Annotated in this window: 18 protein-coding genes; 6 read left to right on the forward strand and 12 right to left on the reverse strand. The window is 62.3% G+C overall.

The window, feature by feature from the left end:
* Positions 1-15: 15 nt before the first annotated feature.
* The 5 genes from GNZ13_RS03930 to GNZ13_RS03950 form a co-directional block, all read right to left on the reverse strand.
* On the reverse strand, positions 16-960 hold the full coding sequence (locus GNZ13_RS03930) for an ABC transporter substrate-binding protein (protein ID WP_172160680.1): 945 nt from the start codon (positions 958-960) through the stop codon (positions 16-18).
* A gap of 96 nt (positions 961-1056) precedes the next feature.
* A complete protein-coding gene (locus tag GNZ13_RS03935) occupies positions 1057-2094 on the reverse strand; it encodes an ABC transporter permease subunit (RefSeq protein WP_172160682.1) in 1038 nt (345 codons plus the stop codon).
* Positions 2095-2147: 53 nt separating this feature from the next.
* Positions 2148-3701 carry a sugar ABC transporter ATP-binding protein gene (locus tag GNZ13_RS03940; RefSeq protein ID WP_172160684.1) on the reverse strand — a complete coding sequence of 518 codons (1554 nt, stop codon included), beginning with the start codon at positions 3699-3701 and terminating at the stop codon, positions 2148-2150.
* Positions 3688-4938, reverse strand: coding sequence for an ROK family transcriptional regulator (locus GNZ13_RS03945; protein ID WP_172160686.1), 1251 nt, complete (start codon positions 4936-4938; stop codon positions 3688-3690). The genes GNZ13_RS03940 and GNZ13_RS03945 overlap by 14 nt, the downstream gene beginning before the upstream one ends.
* Positions 4939-5175: 237 nt before the next feature.
* Positions 5176-5469 carry a DUF1330 domain-containing protein gene (locus GNZ13_RS03950; protein WP_172160688.1) on the reverse strand — a complete coding sequence of 98 codons (294 nt, stop codon included), beginning with the start codon at positions 5467-5469 and terminating at the stop codon, positions 5176-5178.
* A 280-nt stretch (positions 5470-5749) separates the two neighbouring features.
* On the opposite strand from GNZ13_RS03950, the gene GNZ13_RS03955 reads away from it, so the two are divergent.
* From GNZ13_RS03955 to GNZ13_RS03980, 6 genes are all read left to right on the forward strand, one after another.
* Complete coding sequence (locus GNZ13_RS03955; protein ID WP_172160690.1) at positions 5750-6091, forward strand: PadR family transcriptional regulator; 342 nt, start codon at positions 5750-5752, stop codon at positions 6089-6091.
* On the forward strand, positions 6088-7263 hold the full coding sequence (locus GNZ13_RS03960; protein WP_172160692.1) for a DUF1700 domain-containing protein: 1176 nt from the start codon (positions 6088-6090) through the stop codon (positions 7261-7263). Before GNZ13_RS03955 ends, GNZ13_RS03960 begins: the two co-directional genes overlap by 4 nt.
* 56 nt (positions 7264-7319) lie before the next feature.
* Positions 7320-8141 (forward strand): BPSS1780 family membrane protein, encoded by an 822-nt coding sequence (locus GNZ13_RS03965; protein ID WP_172160694.1) that lies wholly within the window; start codon positions 7320-7322, stop codon positions 8139-8141.
* A gap of 123 nt (positions 8142-8264) precedes the next feature.
* Positions 8265-9260: an ABC transporter substrate-binding protein gene (locus GNZ13_RS03970; RefSeq protein WP_172160696.1), complete on the forward strand. Its 996-nt coding sequence runs from the start codon at positions 8265-8267 to the stop codon at positions 9258-9260.
* Positions 9261-9416: 156 nt separating this feature from the next.
* On the forward strand, positions 9417-10130 hold the full coding sequence (locus GNZ13_RS03975; RefSeq protein WP_172160698.1) for an alanyl-tRNA editing protein: 714 nt from the start codon (positions 9417-9419) through the stop codon (positions 10128-10130).
* 28 nt (positions 10131-10158) lie between these two features.
* Positions 10159-11013: an AraC family transcriptional regulator gene (locus GNZ13_RS03980; RefSeq protein WP_172160700.1), complete on the forward strand. Its 855-nt coding sequence runs from the start codon at positions 10159-10161 to the stop codon at positions 11011-11013.
* Between the two features lie 23 nt (positions 11014-11036).
* Here the strand turns inward: GNZ13_RS03980 and GNZ13_RS03985 are convergent, their stop codons facing one another.
* From GNZ13_RS03985 to GNZ13_RS04010, 7 genes are all read right to left on the reverse strand, one after another.
* On the reverse strand, positions 11037-11435 hold the full coding sequence (locus GNZ13_RS03985; RefSeq protein WP_172160716.1) for a hypothetical protein: 399 nt from the start codon (positions 11433-11435) through the stop codon (positions 11037-11039).
* A 240-nt stretch (positions 11436-11675) separates the two neighbouring features.
* On the reverse strand, positions 11676-11891 hold the full coding sequence (locus GNZ13_RS03990) for a hypothetical protein (protein WP_172160702.1): 216 nt from the start codon (positions 11889-11891) through the stop codon (positions 11676-11678).
* A 218-nt stretch (positions 11892-12109) separates the two neighbouring features.
* On the reverse strand, positions 12110-12463 hold the full coding sequence (locus tag GNZ13_RS51990) for a hypothetical protein (protein ID WP_236001789.1): 354 nt from the start codon (positions 12461-12463) through the stop codon (positions 12110-12112).
* Positions 12430-13335 carry a hypothetical protein gene (locus GNZ13_RS51995; RefSeq protein WP_236001790.1) on the reverse strand — a complete coding sequence of 302 codons (906 nt, stop codon included), beginning with the start codon at positions 13333-13335 and terminating at the stop codon, positions 12430-12432. The genes GNZ13_RS51990 and GNZ13_RS51995 overlap by 34 nt, the downstream gene beginning before the upstream one ends.
* Positions 13336-13356: 21 nt before the next feature.
* Entirely contained in the window at positions 13357-13644 is a 288-nt protein-coding gene (locus GNZ13_RS04000; RefSeq protein WP_172160704.1) for a PAAR domain-containing protein, read from the reverse strand.
* A 1-nt stretch (position 13645) separates the two neighbouring features.
* Positions 13646-15943 carry a type VI secretion system Vgr family protein gene (locus GNZ13_RS04005; RefSeq protein WP_236001791.1) on the reverse strand — a complete coding sequence of 766 codons (2298 nt, stop codon included), beginning with the start codon at positions 15941-15943 and terminating at the stop codon, positions 13646-13648.
* A gap of 261 nt (positions 15944-16204) precedes the next feature.
* Positions 16205-16447, reverse strand: a 243-nt coding sequence (locus tag GNZ13_RS04010; RefSeq protein WP_216674699.1) for a hypothetical protein, incomplete at its 5' end; no start/stop codon positions are given.

The following is a 16447-nucleotide window of genomic DNA, read 5'->3' on the forward strand; positions in this document are numbered from 1 at the left end:
AGCGACGGATCGGGCTCAGTGGGGCGACGACCAGCCCTTGTAGCTGTTCACGTTGTCCCGCGTCACCAGCGTCGGCGCCATCTGGATCACCGGGTTGGCCGGTTTCTGACCGTTCATGATGCTGTAGCCGACGCTCACCGCTGTTTGCGCCATGGCCCACGGGTCCTGGCTTGCGGAAGCCTGTACCAGGGTGTCGCTCTTGAGGGCGGATTCAATGTCCGGCGCACCGTCGACCGACGTGATCACGATGTCTTTTCGATGGAGCTGCTTGGCCGCCAGATCGCTGCCCACGGCCTGCGGATCGTTGATCGTGAATACCGCGTCAAGTTTCGGGAACCGCGTCAGGTAGCCTTGCATGGCACCCATGCCGCCTTCGCGCGAGCCCTTCGCATCCTGGTCGTCCGACAGAATCTTGATACCGGGATTCTTGGCCAGCGCCGACTTGCAACCCTTCACCCGGTCGAGCACCGACGAGACGGGCGGCCCGTTTTCGATGACGACGTTGCCGTGTCCGTTGAGTTTTTTGGTGATGAAGTCGCACGAAAGTTCGCCGGCGAGAATGTTGTTCGTCTGCACCGTGGCGTCCGTGCCGGCGGCGGCCACGTCGACCGCGACCACCACGATGCCCGCAGCCCGGGCCTTTCTTACCGCAGGCTCGATCGCCTTCGGGTCGGCCGCATTAATCAGGATCATGTCGACGTGAGCAGAGATGAAGTTGTCGATCTGGGTGAACTGCTTGTTCAGATCGTAGTCCGCCGACACCGCGGTGACCTTGACGTTGGGGTTGATCTGCTTGGCCTTCGCCTCCGCGCTTTTGGCGATCGTGACGAAGTAGGGGTTGCCGAGCGAGCCGACGGTGATGCCGATCGACTTGAGCGGCTTGTCCGCTGCGTGAGCGGCAGGCACGGCGAAACCGAGTCCCAGTGCGATGCTGGCCAGAACGACTTTCTGCTTGAACATTTCAATGTCTCCAGGGTGGTCCGTGATGTGTTCGAGCGCAAGAGGACCGGCTTGCGCCATATGCCGTTGGGGCGAGAGTAGGACGTGCTACAGATTTCAGGTGCGGGCCGAGCCGCGCTGGCGGTAGCGGTCGAGCGCCACAGCGCCGATGATGACCAGCCCCTTGATGATGTATTGCCAGATGTCGGATACGCCGAGCAGAACGAGCCCGTTGGACAGCACCGCGATAATCAGCGCGCCGATCAGCGTGCCGACGATCGACCCCACGCCGCCCACGAAGCTGGTGCCGCCGAGAATCACCGCGGCGATGGCGTCGAGTTCGTATGACTGTCCGAGTTGCAGGCCGTTGGCGGCATACAGACGGGCCGAGGACATCACCGCGCCGAGGCCCGCCAGCAGACCTGACATCGCATAGACGAACATCTCGATGCCCCATACCTTGATGCCCGAGAGACGCGCGGCTTCGGGGTTGCCGCCGACCGAATAGATCCGCAGTCCCAGCACGGTGCGGCGCAGGATGAACCACGAGAGCGCCACCACCACGCAAGCGATCACCACGAGCCAGGGGATGCCCAGGATCGAGTCGTTGCCGATAAAGGCGAATGACAATTGCGGATTGAAGATGGTCGTGTCATGACCCATCAGGCGCGCGATGCCACGTACTGCGGTGAGCGCGCCGAGCGTGACGATAAAGGGCGGCAATCTCAGAAGGGCGATCAGCCCGCCGTTGACCAAGCCGAAGCCCAGCCCGACCAGCAACGCTGCCGGGATGCCGAGCCAGCCCCAGCCGGCGATATTCGACGCGAGCATGGCGGCGACCGCGGCAGCGGCCAGCACCGAACCCACCGACAGATCGATGCCGCCGGTCAGAATGACGAAGGTCATCCCCGCGGCCAGCACGATGTTGATCGATGCCTGCTGCGTGACGATTGACAGGTTCTGCAGCGTGGCAAAGCCGTCGGTCAGGATGCCGAAGCCAATGCACAGCAGTAGCAGAACCGGCAGCATGCCCGCCGTGCGCATCAACGTCTGCATGCGTTCGCGACCATCGATCGAGGTCTTTTGCGGTGCCAGAGCTTGCGCCGGCTGGGCCGATGCGGCGGCGACGCGCTGCTGCTTGGTGAGATTGCTCATGTTGTACTCCTAAATATTGTCTAACAATATATTTACAAATATCTTTGCGAAGATCAGGCGGCCTCGCACAGCGCAGGTCGCGAGCCGGTGGCCAGCTCGATGATGGCTTCCTGGGTGATCGGCTTGCCGGAGTACCCGCCGAGTTCGCCGGCAATCTCGCCTTCGCGCATGACCAGCACGCGGTCGGCTACACCAATGATCTCGGGCAACTCGCTCGATATGACGATGATGCCCACGCCGGACTTCGCCAGTTCGTTGATGATCCGGTAGATCTCCGATTTCGCGCCGATGTCCACGCCGCGCGTCGGTTCATCCAGGATGAGCACGCGCGGCTGGGTTTCCAGCAGCCGGGACAGCAGGACTTTCTGCTGATTGCCGCCGGACAGGGCGCCTACATTCACCTTGGCATGCGGAACGCGGATCGATAGCGAACGAATCGCATCTCGTGCCCGCGCCGCGCCCTGCGCCAGATCGAGTACACCCAGACGGGCGTCGCGGCCGCATACCGCTACGTTGATGTTGTCGCGCACGCTCATGTCGAGAAACAGACCTTGCCGCTTGCGGTCTTCCGTCAGGTAGATCAGTCCGGCGTCGATCGCATCGCGCGGTGTGCGCAAGGCAAGCGTGCGGCCGTCGACTGCCACTTCACCGCGCACGCGCGGTTCCGCGCCGAAGATCAGCCTGGCCAGTTCGGTGCGCCCTGCGCCGACGAGTCCTGCGATACCGAGGACTTCGCCCGCGTGAAGCTCGAGGCTGCAACCGCGAACGCGGCGTGCGTCGGCGATGTCACGCACGGATAGCACGGCCTTGCCCGGATCGTACGGCGCATGCTCCTTCTTGTAGAAGCCGGAGATGTCGCGGCCGACCATCATGCTCACCAGACTGTCTGCGGAAAGCTCGGCACGCTCGAGTGTGCCGACGTACGAACCGTCGCGCAGCACGGAGACGCGATCGGAGAGTTCATAGATCTCCGCCATCCGATGACTGATATAGATGATCGCGAGACCCTCGGCGCGCAATTGGCGGATCAGCTCGAACAGGCGGTCCGTTTCACGCGACGACAGCGGCGTGGTGGGCTCGTCCATGACGAGGATGCGGGCGCGGGAGTGGATCGCCCGCGCGATCTCGACGAGTTGCTGTTCGGCGATCGACAGCTCACCCACCAGGGTCTGCGGCCGGAAGCTGGCGCCCAGGCGCTTGAGCACGTCTTCGCAGGCCCGCTCCATCGCGGCGCGGTCGATCATGCCCCAGGCCCGGCCGCCTTTGCGCAATTCGCGGCCGGCATGGATGTTTTCGGCGACGCTCAGATTGGGCGCCAGGCTCAACTCCTGGTAGATCACCGCCACGCCCAGCGCGCGAGCCGCGAGTGGGCCGTCGATGACGGCAGGCTTGCCGTCGATCAGGATTTCTCCGCCCGGGTCCGCCTGGTAGGCGCCAGAGAGGATTTTCATCAGGGTGGACTTGCCGGCGCCGTTTTCACCCATGAGCGAATGTATTTCGCCGGCGTGCACGGCGAGACGCACGTTGTCGAGGGCCCGCACAGCGGGAAAGGTTTTGCTGATACCGCGCATCTCCAGCAGCGCGGGTGCGGACTCAGAGCGAGACATGGTTCACCTCCTGCGATTCAGCACCGGCGCCTTTGAGAATGCCCGCGCGCGGCGAAAAGTTGAAGAACATCGGCAGCGTGGCGGCACCGATCGCGCCCGCGTCCGAGCCGAACGTGCCGCGCATGAGTTCCGGGGTGCCGCGCGCTTCGGGTGCGGTTGCGACCAGGGCCGTGCGCAGGCGTTTCATCAGCGTATCGAGCAGGCCGCTATCGACATCGGCATCGATCACGACCACCGGAACGTCGAGCACGCACAGCGTTGCGCGCAGGGCGGGGGCGAGCGCATCGATGCAGTCGTCAATCCATTCGTCGACGGTAGGCAAGCCGCGCGCGATGCAATCCTCGAGGCTGGCGCGATTCTCGATTGACTCGCCGCTGTAACGCAGGTGCCGCGTGAGCGCATTGAGCGACGCGCGCGCGAGTAGGATGTCCCATTGCCCCGTTGGCTGAGAGGCTGACGGCAAGCGGCTGGGCGGCACCGGCATGACGCCGATATCACCCGCGTTGCCGCTCACGCCGCGCAGACAGTCGCCGTCGATGGCGATGCCGCCACCAATTGCCGGCCCGAGAAAAAGGTAGATGAAATCGTCGCATTGACGCCCGCAGCCGTAGAACAGCTCGGCGATGGCCGCGGCGTTGCCGTCGTTCTCGCTAAACACCGGCAAGGACTGGGCACGCCCGAGTTCGCTCGGGAAATCCATCTCGTCCCAGGCGCGGAACGTATCGGGCGGCAGGCAGAGTTCGCGCAGCCAGCTCCCGAGGTTGTACGGCTGGGCGATACCGACGCCGCTCAAGCGCTCGCGCTCTTCCGGGCTCAGCAGTTGCGACAGTTCGTGAATGTCGCGCAGCACGATCTCCAGCACCGTGGCCGGGTGCGGCAGCACGGTATCGTGCGCACGGCGCCCCAGCACCTCGCCGGCAAAGTTCACCAGCACCGTCTCCATGCTGGTGCGGTCGAGGCGCACGCCGATGCCGAAGGCACCGCGCGGATCAAGACGGATCATCGAGGCGGGTTGGCCGCGCTGGCCATCGAGGCGCCGGCCGGTGAATTCGATCAGCTTGGCCTTGCTGAGCGACGTGATGATGCTGCCGACCGCCGTGCTCGTCAGGTTGGCGAGGCGGGCGAGATCGGCTTTCGACGCCTGACCCGCGCGACGCAACGCCTGCAGCAGCAGGCGCTCGTTGTAGCGGCGTACGTTGACCGAATTGCTGCCTTGACCGATATGCGGGCTTCTCACGAGTCTCCTCCGGAGGGGGCCGGCATTCTTGGTGCCGATTAAATAAATCAAGATGATTTATTTAATCACGATCCTGCTCGCTCAATACATAGGGGTTTCTACGAGGTGGAGTGTGGAAGCATTTCTGAAGGCCAACATGGGTCGAGTGTGTCGCCTGATCGCCCGATGGTCTTGTTCGATCAGCTTGTCTTGTCATCCGCCAGCGCCTGCCGACGGACGTCCGTCAAATCGTACGCGTCACTCGGCGCCGCGGACGATTCGCAGATCGCGCTCGACACCGTCGCCCAAGGCTTCAAGCGCTTTCTTGTAGGCGTCGCTTTCATAGGCGGCGACGGCCTGCTCGTAGCTCGGAAACTCGATCACGACAGTCCGTTCCTTCAAACCCTGCTCACGAGCCTCGTCGGCTAAGCCGCGCACGATGAATTTGCCGCCGGCGGCGGCCACGGCGGGCGCTGCCAGCTGTGCGTACGCTGCCAGCTTCGACGGGTCTTTCGTCGCGCGGTAGGTGGTCACCCAATATCCCTTGCTCATGTGAATCTCCTTGTTTTGCGGCGTGAAAGTAGTGGATGCGTTGCAAAGCAACGACGCGGGAATTATGTCACTTCGGGAAACCCCGCACGCGTTTCAAGAGCGCGTGGCGCAGACGGTTTCGCTCGCCGGTCTGGCCGGCGAGCTTGTCCCGTGCATAAAACAGTACCTTGCATTAAACGATACTGGGTGCTAGAGTTCGTTCGTCATCTCGCGGATAGGTGCGTTTGGCACCAGTGCATAGCAAGGTACCGTGCTATGCACACTAATGTAATGGAATTGAATGAAAACGCAGCTCAAGAAGGGAACCCTCGACATGTGCGTGTTAGCTGTCCTCGCCGGCGGCGACAGCTATGCGTACGAGCTCGTCTCGACCCTCTCCGAAACCATGGAGATCAGCGAGGGCACGATCTACCCGCTGATGCGCCGCTTGCAGGCCGAGGCGTGGGTGTCGACGTATTTCGTGGAATCCAGTTCGGGGCCGCCGCGCAAGTACTACTCGCTGACGGCGGCCGGCCGCAGCAGTCTGGCGGAAATGCAAAGCGAATGGCGCAGTTTTGTCGATGAAGTCAACGGTGTGCTGGCCTTGTCCGGTACGCCCTCAGGACCAGGGGAAAAGCAATGACGCAGGACGCATTCATCCAGCAATTGCGCCACGAACTGCGGAGTTTGCCGAAGCAGGTGGTCGACGAAATCGTCGCCGACTATCGCGAGTACATCGGCGACGCGCTCGCAGCGGGCCGCAGTGAGGCGGAAGTGGTTGCAGCACTTGGCGACCCGGTCAAGCTCGCACGCGAACTGAAGGCGCAGGCGACCTTCCGCCAGTGGGAAACGCGGCGCTCGTTCGGCAACCTGATGCGGGTGGTCGCGTCGATCGCGGGGCTCGGCTTATTGCAATTGCTGTTGCTGATCCCGTTCATGTTCTATCTGCTGATGCTGACGATCGGCTACGCGGTTTCGGGTGCGCTGGTGATTGCCGGCCTCGTGACGGTGGTTGCGCTCGGGAGTCATCACCTGTTCGGGTGGCCGGCGTTCAATTCGGTGCCGTTCACCTTCGAGAGCGGCGACGTGAAAATGGATCAGCAGGCGGGCGGCAGCGGAAGCGACAAGGCGGCGAAAGACGATGACGACGACGCCGATGCGGATGGCGCTTCCGCGCAGGGCGACGCGCGCCTGGCAACCGCCAACATGAAGGTATTCAGAGTGGTCGGCGATCGTTTCCTGCTGCGGCCGGATGCAGCCACACGGATTTCCATCGTGACGTTTGCCGGTCCGATCGACATCAAGAACGACGAAGGCAAACTCAAGATCAATTCCGTCGGCGGCGCGCGTGAGCTGTTCAAAGTCGAGCCGGACGGCACATGGTCTATCGCATCCACCGACATCGTTGCGCTCGATCTTAAGGATGACGAAGGCGATCACGTATCGGCCGCGCGCATCGGAACCGGTGCGAAGGCGATGGCGTGGGACATCAAGAACCACGGCGACCACGTGTCCTTCGTGCAAGGCATGGACGCCACCGGTAAAGGTCTGGCGGTCCACAGCGGATCGGATTCGGTCGTGATAGATCGCGACCACATCGCGATCAAGAGCGGTTCGGATAACGTCGTGGTCGTCGGGCCACATGGCTCGGGCATCGGCGCGATGATTTACGGATTCGCGATGCTGGTCGCCGGCATCGTCGGCTTGTGGCTGTGTTTGTGGTTGACGCGCATCACATGGCGCGCCCTGGTCCGCTACGTTCAGCGGCAACTCGATCTGATTACTGCTCGACTCGACGAAGGGCAATCCGCCTGAAGCACGGCGCAGGTTGACTGACGTCTCTATCCTCATTCGATGAAAAGGAAACGGTCATGAACATGCACTATTCAGGCAGTACGGCAGTCCCGGCACACCCGCAACATGTTTCCGGGCTGCGTTATCCGGACAGTCGCGTGGTCAGCGTACTGAGCATTGCCGGCTGGCTCGCGGAAGGGTTTCGCATCGCTCGCGCGAGTCCGGTGCTGTGGCTCATGGCGATTCTCGGCTGCGCCGATTTAGTTACGCTGTTCGAACTGGCGCCGCCGTTGCGCGTGCTGGCCGTGCTCGTCGGGCCGATCCTCGCCGCAGGTTTGGTGCTGATGCAGGAACGTTCGAGCAATGCGCGCCCGTGGTCGATTCGCGAGACGGTCGAGGCCGTCAATGTGCATCGCAATGCGTTGATCGCGATCGGGCTGTGCGGCGCTGCCGTTGCTTGCGCGGGTCAGCTGATTTCGTTCGCGGCATTTCACGTATCCATGAAGGCGTCTGTTACGCCGAATGGCATGCATGATCTGACGATCCTCTACGGCACGCACAATGGCACGGGCAACGGCGCGGGCAATGCGCTGGAGCCGCTATTCAATTTTCTCGCCTATGCGCTCGCGGCTTCGCTCGTCTGGTTCGCGCCGGCGCTGGTTGTTCTGAACAACGTTTCGCCGCTGAACGCGATGGCGGCAAGTTTGCGCGCCGTTGTGCGCAACTGGCGGGTTGCGTCCGTATTTGGGGTCGTGGCCGCGGGCGTGGTCGTGGGCAATGCATTGCTGGCCAACTCGGCAGCGTTGCTCGTGAGTGGATTGATGGTGATGCCGCTAGTCAGCGCGCTGATCGTTCTCTCGATGCACGGCGCTTATCGCGACATATTCGCGAAACCATAGGCGACAGGCTCGCGTCTTAGTGAAAAAGAAAGCTGCCCGGTCGAGACAACGATATCGGAATTGAATCATCCTCACGACGCGCCCTGATCGCTACGCTTGCAGACATATTGCAAGCGAGGGCATATGGCTGCTTCTGTTTCCACGTCTTTTTCCGCGCGTCGGCGCACGCTGAAGCTGCTCAGCGCAGTGCCGGCACTTGCCGCAACCGGCGCATTTCATTCACGCAACGTGCAGGCCGCCGATCTGGCGTCGACGACACTCGTGCTCGGCGACCAGGCCGGCGGCACACGGGCGCTCGCCGAAGCGGTGAAGGTGCTCGACGGCACGCCGTACGCATTTCGCTGGGCCAACTTCCAGGGTGCCGCGCCACTCTTCGAGGCGCAACGCGCGGGCGCCGTCGATCTTGCCCCGGCGGGCGACTTGCCTGTGCTTGCAGCGGCGGTCGGCGATCCGACCTTGAAGATCGTTGCGACGCGTGTGGGTTCGGGCGCGCAACTCGGCATTCTGGTTGCACGCGATTCGCAGATTCGCACGGTGGCGGATCTGAAGGGGCGCACCGTGTTCGTGTCGTCGGCGCGCGGCAGCATTTCGCAATTCCAGTTGTATGGCGCGCTCGCCGAAGCGGGACTCACGAAAGACGACGTCAAGGTCCGTTTCATCCCGCCCGTCGATGCGTTTGCCGCTTTTGCGTCCGGTTCGATCGACGTGTGGGCGACGTTCGATCCGTACTACGGCATCGCTGTCCAGCGCGGCGCGCGCATTTTGCGCGACGGTACCGGCATCAATAGCGGTCTCGGCTTCATCACGGCATCGGGCACCGCACTTGCTGATGCGCGCAAACGCGCGGCCATCGCAGACGTTCTGCTCCGGCTGCAACGCGCGGGTGATTGGGCGCTTGCAAACCCCGATGCTTACGCACAGATCTACTCGACATTGACGCGCTCGCCGCTCGATGCCGCGAGGCAGATCACGCAGCGTGCGTCATTGAAACAGCACTTCGTGACCGAGGCGGATATCGCCGCACTCCAGAAAGTCGCCGATAGCGCGGACCGCGACGCTATCCTGCCGCGCCGCATCGACGTCCGCGCGATTGCCGAGACGCACATCGTGAAGGTCTGAAGCGAACGGTGGCGCGCTTCGTGCCGTGCCGTGCCGTGCCCAGCGAAGCCGGCGCGCGTTTGCGCGGCGCCTTCCACAGGGCATTTTTAACCAAGACACTCCCCATGGGACTGAGTATGCTAGGCGTAATCAGTCATTTCATGCGAGGAATTCAAGGTGCCGCATTATCTTTGCCATGAACAGCCGGACTTACTCGAGTTCGAAACGAGCGTGATCGCCTCGCGGCCCGGCGCTGTCGTGCTGGGCCGCTCGGCCTTGCACCCGGGCGGCGGAGGCCAGGTGTCGGACGCGGCGACGCTGACGCACACGCACGGCGCCGTCCGCATTACCGGCGTCGCGCCGGAAGGCGGCATGCTATGGCATCTGCTCGATGAGCCGCTCGAACTGAACGGCGACGTGCACGTGGCCGTCGACGCGGCCCGGCGTGCCGCCGTCGCCCAGCTTCATACGGGCACGCATATTCTCAACGCCCTTGTCTATCAACGCTTCGCCGGTGCGCTCGTGACCGGCGCGCAGATCAATGCCGACGGCACTGCCCGCATGGACTTCGATCTGCCCGAAGCGGATAACGACGCACTTCGTTTGCTGGAAGAACCTGTCAACGAAGTGATCCGCAGCGCTATGGACGTGCGCACCTACTATGTCAGCGAAACGGAAGCGAAGTCGACCCAGGGCCTGATCCGCAGCCTCTCGGTGGCGCCGCCGCCGACCTCCGACGGCACAGTGCGGATCGTCGAAATCGGCGACCTCGACCGGCAGGCCTGTGGCGGCACGCATCTGACCAATACGGCGCAATCGAGACCGATCCGCATTGTGAAGATCGAGAACAAAGGGCGCCGCAATCGCCGGGTGAGAATAGAGCTGGTTTGAGTTTGAGGGCATCCCGGGAGAGCGACTCATGGACACAGCGGATAAAAGCGGACCGGAGGTGGTGTGCTGGCGAGACGGTGCGCTCGACGGCGCCTGTCTCGCGAGCGCGCGCTACGGCGAGCACAAATTCGACCGGCATCTGCACGACGAACTCGTCATCGTTATGACGCAAACCGGTGCAGGGCAGTGCCATACGCGGACCGGCAGCGACGTCGCCGGACCCGGCAGCGTGCTCGTGTTCGGACCGGGCGAGTATCACAGCGGCGAGGTGTGGGAAGGCCGCGAATGGATCTACCGCGCTATCTATCTCGACATGGAGGGCCTGGGTGCGCTGGGCGCGGTGTTTTCGCCGGACTCGCGTCCTGACAATCCGCTTCTGATTCCGCCGGGGCTCTATCAGGATGCGCACCTTGCCGGTCTGCTGGTCAAGGCACATGCGAGTCTCGACGAACACGGCTCGGTCCCGCTGATGGAGCGGCAGGCGAATTGGTGGGCCGCGATGGGGATGCTGGTCGGAAGATATGGGCAATCGCGGCACGAACTCGGCGAAGTACGGCGCGAAGCCCGCAAGATGGCGCAAGTGCGTGAGTACGTCGCTGCCAACTATGCGCGCGATATTCCGGTCGACGAGTTGGCGGAACTGGTGGGCCTGAGCCGCTATTACCTCACGCGTGCCTTCTGCAAAGAGTTTGGACTGCCGCCGCACGCCTATGCGACGCAGGTGCGGCTACTCGCGGCCAAACGCATGCTCGCGGCGGGGCATAGCGCGGCAACGGCCGCCGCGGCCGTGGGCTTTTACGATCAAAGCCATCTCAACCGGCTTTTCAAGCGGGCATATGGGATCACGCCGGGGACGTATGCGGCGTTGAAGCCGGGGCATTAGGTCCGCGCGCTGCGCCTCTAACGTTACTCAGGAAGCGGAACGTCCTCGATCAGCGCCGACTGTACAGCGCGAATCCTGCGATCGACGAAATAGCCACCCCCTTCCATGTATCGCAGATACAGACGGCCGCACAACGCACACTGCCAGACGGCACAGCGGTTGTACGGGAAGTAACGCGGCGCGATGGGTGCGTCAGCTGACCAGTAGCTGGTTTTGCCCGGCAGGTATTCACTGAACGTGGGTTCCGGATCGTCGTCCCGTGCAAGCGTGCCGATTTCTTTGAACTGCGTCTCGTCGAGAGAAAGCGGTTGCGAGTGCCAGCCATCCAGCGGTGTTTTTGTACACATGCATGGCCCAGCAGCGTGCTGCTCCGCACGTTGCGCGAGTTCAAGGAGCATTGCAGCGTTCAGATATTCCGCCATGAATTTCGCCATGAAGCACACGATTCGTGCAGGGTGGTTGAGCCGATGATGCGGCCGCGACTCATGGTACGCGGCCGCATCATCATGCACGCTCCGGCGCCGCGCCGGCAATCCTCCATGCGCTTCCATGCGTCCTGAAAACGTACATGTGGCCGTTTGCGTTTCGGGCTGATCCACCACGGCTTGCCCTGTTTCACATACCAGCGCCAGACTGCAGCATCCGTGATTTCGCTGCCCCAGTCAGGGCCTATGCCATCGCCACATGTCGCAAAGGTCGTCCACAATCAGGCCCAGCGTGCAGCCCAGCATGATCAACGCGTACTGAAGGGGAGTCGGCGTGCCCAGGTCTTCCGATGCGAACCAGCTGGTTGTCGTCATCCATGCGCAACACGCTAGCATGGCAAGCCACAACAACGCAATGCGGTGACTGATCCAGTTCAATGGACGAATGCTCATGGCCGTCATCCGTATTCACGCCAGACAGCATTGGCGTAGAGCCGCTGTGCGTAGATGCGCCATCCAATACACAAAAGGACGACAACAACCAGTACGCAGGTGAACACGGTTTCAAAGGTGCCCCACTCGTTGTTGGGGGACAGCAGCACCAGGAACGTCCAAAGGCTGGCGCATGTCGCGAGTTCCCCGGATGGGATCGGGTTGTACTGATATTCCGCTTACCATGGCACGTCCACCGGGGTGGGTTCCTTGACGACAAGGTTCAGCGCGACACCCTTTTCATGAGGCAGCGCGACGAGTTGCGCGCCCTGTCCGAAATGCGCCATCTTCGCCGCCAGCGCCGGAAGAATCCAGCGCGCTACCGGGGCCTGCGGCCCGATTGCCGGATCAACTGCATGCTCCTCCACCTTCAGATCGGTTTCCCTGACCGCCCCCAAGGTCGCGTGCTGCGACAGTCCGTTGAGCCGGCTGTGCCAGAAATGGCGGATGCGCTCACGCGCTACCTGTTCTGCCCTGAGTAGCAGCGCGAGCGACTTGTCTACCTGGTCGGCATCCGCAACAATCTGGCGCAACAGCCACGCCTGATGCTTGAGGTCTGGCTTCTCCTGCATGAGCGCAGACGAACCCAGCAACAGCGCAACCGCCGACTCCGAAAAAGTCTGCGGACCTCCGCTTCCACTTCGTTCAGATGCCACGCCAGCAGAAGGCGATATTTCGGCGTCCTGTGGATGATAAACGAGCTGAACGGGTAAGGCGCGTAGCTGTCGTCCTCGAACCACCTGTCTGCAAAGCCTACATTCCTGTCATTGTCCATCCACCTGATGCGGGGTTGCCCTGGCAGTTTCAGCTGCTCCCACACTGCCTGAACATCCGCTGACAGTTCCCGACGTTCGCACTGCATCACGATCTCAAACGAGCCACTGCCCGCCGCCTGGGCAAGCCTGCTCGCCAGCGGCGTCAGAAGCTTTTCCAGCATCCCGCGAACGCGCGATACGCCATCGACTGTGTAAACGCCTTCGAGCGCCATGACTCTCCCAGGATTCTCAGGCGGACTGCCCTCCAGCTTCAGCATGCGCTCAGCAAGATCGGGTTCGGGTGTGAGAGTTACGCTGTCAAGAACTGCCATGCCCGCACGGCTTTTCCGTTGCCACCGGGTGAGCAGATGCCAGCGCGCCCTGTTCCTGATTGCTGCCTCCAACGCGAAACTTTCGTACGTTGACACATACAGGGCGAAACTGACCGCCATCCAGAGAGTAACCGGAGCGGCCAGCGCATAACGCACGAAGTTCTGTGACGCCACCGGTTCCTCCTTGGGCCACGTAGCCACGGTGATGCCCAGGGCGACGCACTCAATCACAAGGAACAACACGATGTAGACCCATGTGGGCGGCGGTTTGCCTGCCGACCACTCGGGCGGTATGGACTGATCCCAGTGAAATTTCATTGTTCCTCCACCAACCTGGCGTCAGGCATCGACTGTCCATTCGCGCTGTGAGGCGACCAGCCGTGGCGCGGGATTGCAGCCACACCGGCAAAAATCGCCCTCCAGCGCATGCTGTTTGCCACTCAGATCGTGCCCCGAACGCTCGCCATCTGGCTCGATGCGACCTGTCGAATTGCAGGCGGGGCACTGGACCCGTGCGCCCAGGTAGCTCAACTTGCGGTCATCAAGGCCGATGTCATCCAGGCCGTCGCGCACAATGCCATTCGCCGTGGTCCGGTCATGCTGGAATATGCAGGCACGTTCTCCCATGTCACGCTCCTACCCATTCCCACTCGGCTTTGCCTGCGTCGCTGTGAACTGGCGGCATCTTCTGTCCTCTGCGCAAAGCGATGATGTGCGACAGGTCATGCCGGTAGGCCGGGGCCGAATAGTCCGAACTCGTGCGCACGCGTGAAACCCAGCGACCGCTGCGCGGGCAGGTTGCGCCGGGTTCACAGAACTGTTTCGTGTCCTCGACGTACTCGAACGAGCCCGGCTTCGTAAGCTGCAGCGCGCTGGCTTCCCACACCCACTGCACCGGCCCATCGATCGAGACGCCGTTACCGGACTCCATCAACATTTTGACCGTCTCCGTCGTGGCGATGTCACCGGCCTTGAACCGCTTGAGCGTACTGAAGTGCATGCCCTTCTTCGCTGTCGAGATGAGCGAGCCATCGGCAGCAAGCTGCACACCGTCGCCCGATTCGATGCCAACCGGCCCCGGCGCAGTCACGAGCGCACCGGGTTGTTTAAGCTCGTCCAGAGCATCGTTGATCGCCTTCTGTGCAGCGGTATCGGCCGACGACGCCTTCGAGGCTTCGGCGGACTGCGCCAGGGACTCGGCAAGCGCCAGCATTTCCCTGAGCTGCGCCATCGTCTCGGCCATGTCAAGCTGCTGGCCCGCGCCCCCAGGCCGGTCGTAGGCCGTCAGCATCGCACCTGCGCCGCCTCGCCCGACCAGGTGACCCGAGGATCGCAGTTCGGCCCCCTCGCCACGCAGCTTGTTATCACGGTCCACCCCATAGCCCATCGTGAGCTGCGTCTTGCCGTGCTCGGTTGCGAGCTTGATGTGTTCGCGGCCCTGGCGGTCGTCTAACTGGAATGTGTTGTTCGAGCGCGTGCGCAGCGTGTTGCGCGTGCCCCACGGGTAGGTTGAATTGACCGGGTCGGTATGCTGCGCCGTGTGCAGTACCTGACTGATGAAGGGAAGATCCGGGCAGCCCCACAGGAAGCCCACAGTCACGACCGTACCCTCGACCAGACCGAAATGGAAACCGGTCTGCCCTGCGCCCGCGAACGGCTTTGCCAGTCGCATCGGGCAGCTTTCCAGTCCAGGTGCGCGCTTGTCCTGATCCGCATGGATGTGCACGATATAGGAGCCCTGCGCGTCCAGATACGGGTCCTTGTACCCGCCCGGCGAGGCAATGGTGCCCGTGATAACCCCCTGGATACTAGGCCACGTATGTTCCAACAAGGGCAGCCGGTACAGCCGGTCGGACGGAATCGCGGTGAACTCGACGCGGTAAGGTTGCTTGCGCGATGCGCCGCATTTCACCCGTACAGTGACCAGCCCGTACTCAGCGTCGGGCAGTTTGCGGTTCGAGAACTTGAGGATGCAACTGGGCGCGAGATCCAGCATGTCGCAGGTGCCGCGATACACCACCTGTACAGCCACGGCCGCCTCGCGCCGCAGCAGCGCTTCTGCCTTCGCCTCATCCTCGCTCAGATCCGGCGTGCCCCACGTATAAGCCTCGCCATATGTGGTCCGGTCCTCAGTGATCCGGCTGGCCGCTTCGATCGGTTCGGATACCGGACGCTCAGTGCTGAACGTGCGCACCTTGTAGCTCGTCGGCAAGGTCGTCGCGTCCATTTCAAGCGAATCGACCGATTCCGCCCCTGAGCTTTCCAGGCCGCTGTACTGGCGATACGGCACGGTCAGGTCCGGGTCGCGGCGGTAGTGCGTGAAGTCGTCACCAAACCGCACGTTTTCGCAGTGCTTGCCCTGCTCGCAGACAAACCAGATACCAGAGCGGCGGCATAGCCGCGTGATGAAGGTCAGGTCGTCTTCCTGCCACTGCATCACAAATGCGCGTCGGCCATATTGGCGGTACAGGTTGAACTCGAAGCTTCCGTGTATCTTGTCGAAGCCGTGTTCGCGCAGTATCTGGTCGATGATTTCCGGAAAACTCTTCTCAAGGAAGAACCGGCACTTCGGCGCGTTGCGCAACAGTGCCAGGCGCGACTCCAGCACAACCTCGTAGGTGGTTTCGTCCCGGCTGCTGCCCCGCTGGCTGAAGCCCGTGATAACTCCCTGCACACGCCGTTCGGGTTCCGGCTTGAGCGTCATGAGAGGATTGAATGGCGGCTGGATCACGAACGCCGCAGGCTTGTTCAGATACTCGGTGCGCGACAGGTCCGGCTGCGGATGCGTGAACCGGATCTGATACCGGGTGGGCTCGCCAATGGCCCGCTCACCCTCAAAGGCAAAGATATCGGCCAGCTCGGCACTGCTGGCCTGCGGCATGTCGAGACGGTAGTGCCGGTGCGTAAAACCAGTTTTTTGACTCAAGCCCCCTCCTGTTAGACGTCCACGGGATATCCCGGTAGAACCCTGGCGGACTTTGGGGGCGAATCAAATAGGATAGATCCGAAAAAGTTGTCAATCTCTTGAAGCCGATCCATTCAGTATTGCAAATTATTAGCGACATAAAAAAATTGCATACTATTGCAGCGTCGTCGTGGACGGCCCGTAGGCGCAAGGCTCTGTCTCGTCTTCCGCTGCGGAAAACGCCTCTATCTGTGGAAGCACCTCATCGCCCAGTTGCCGGAACTAATCCAGTTCCAGTTGAAGACCCGACCGCGCATCCTCCGCCATATTCCGCAGTTGCGCCACGACGGGTGTGCTGTCAAGGTTCGACGCCTGCATGTATTGAATAGTGACAGTGAGCTTGACCAGCTTCGCAAAGGCGCCCGCGTAGTGCTGGCCGATGCTCAGCGTGCTGGTAACAGCTTCTTCGAGCGGGGACATGCGCGGGGTGCGCTTGGGGTCTCTCGGGGGGATTGGGGCATGTGA

The sequence above is a fragment of the Paraburkholderia elongata genome, from assembly GCF_013177735.1.
In the GTDB taxonomy this organism is placed as follows: Bacteria; Pseudomonadota; Gammaproteobacteria; order Burkholderiales; family Burkholderiaceae; genus Paraburkholderia; species Paraburkholderia elongata.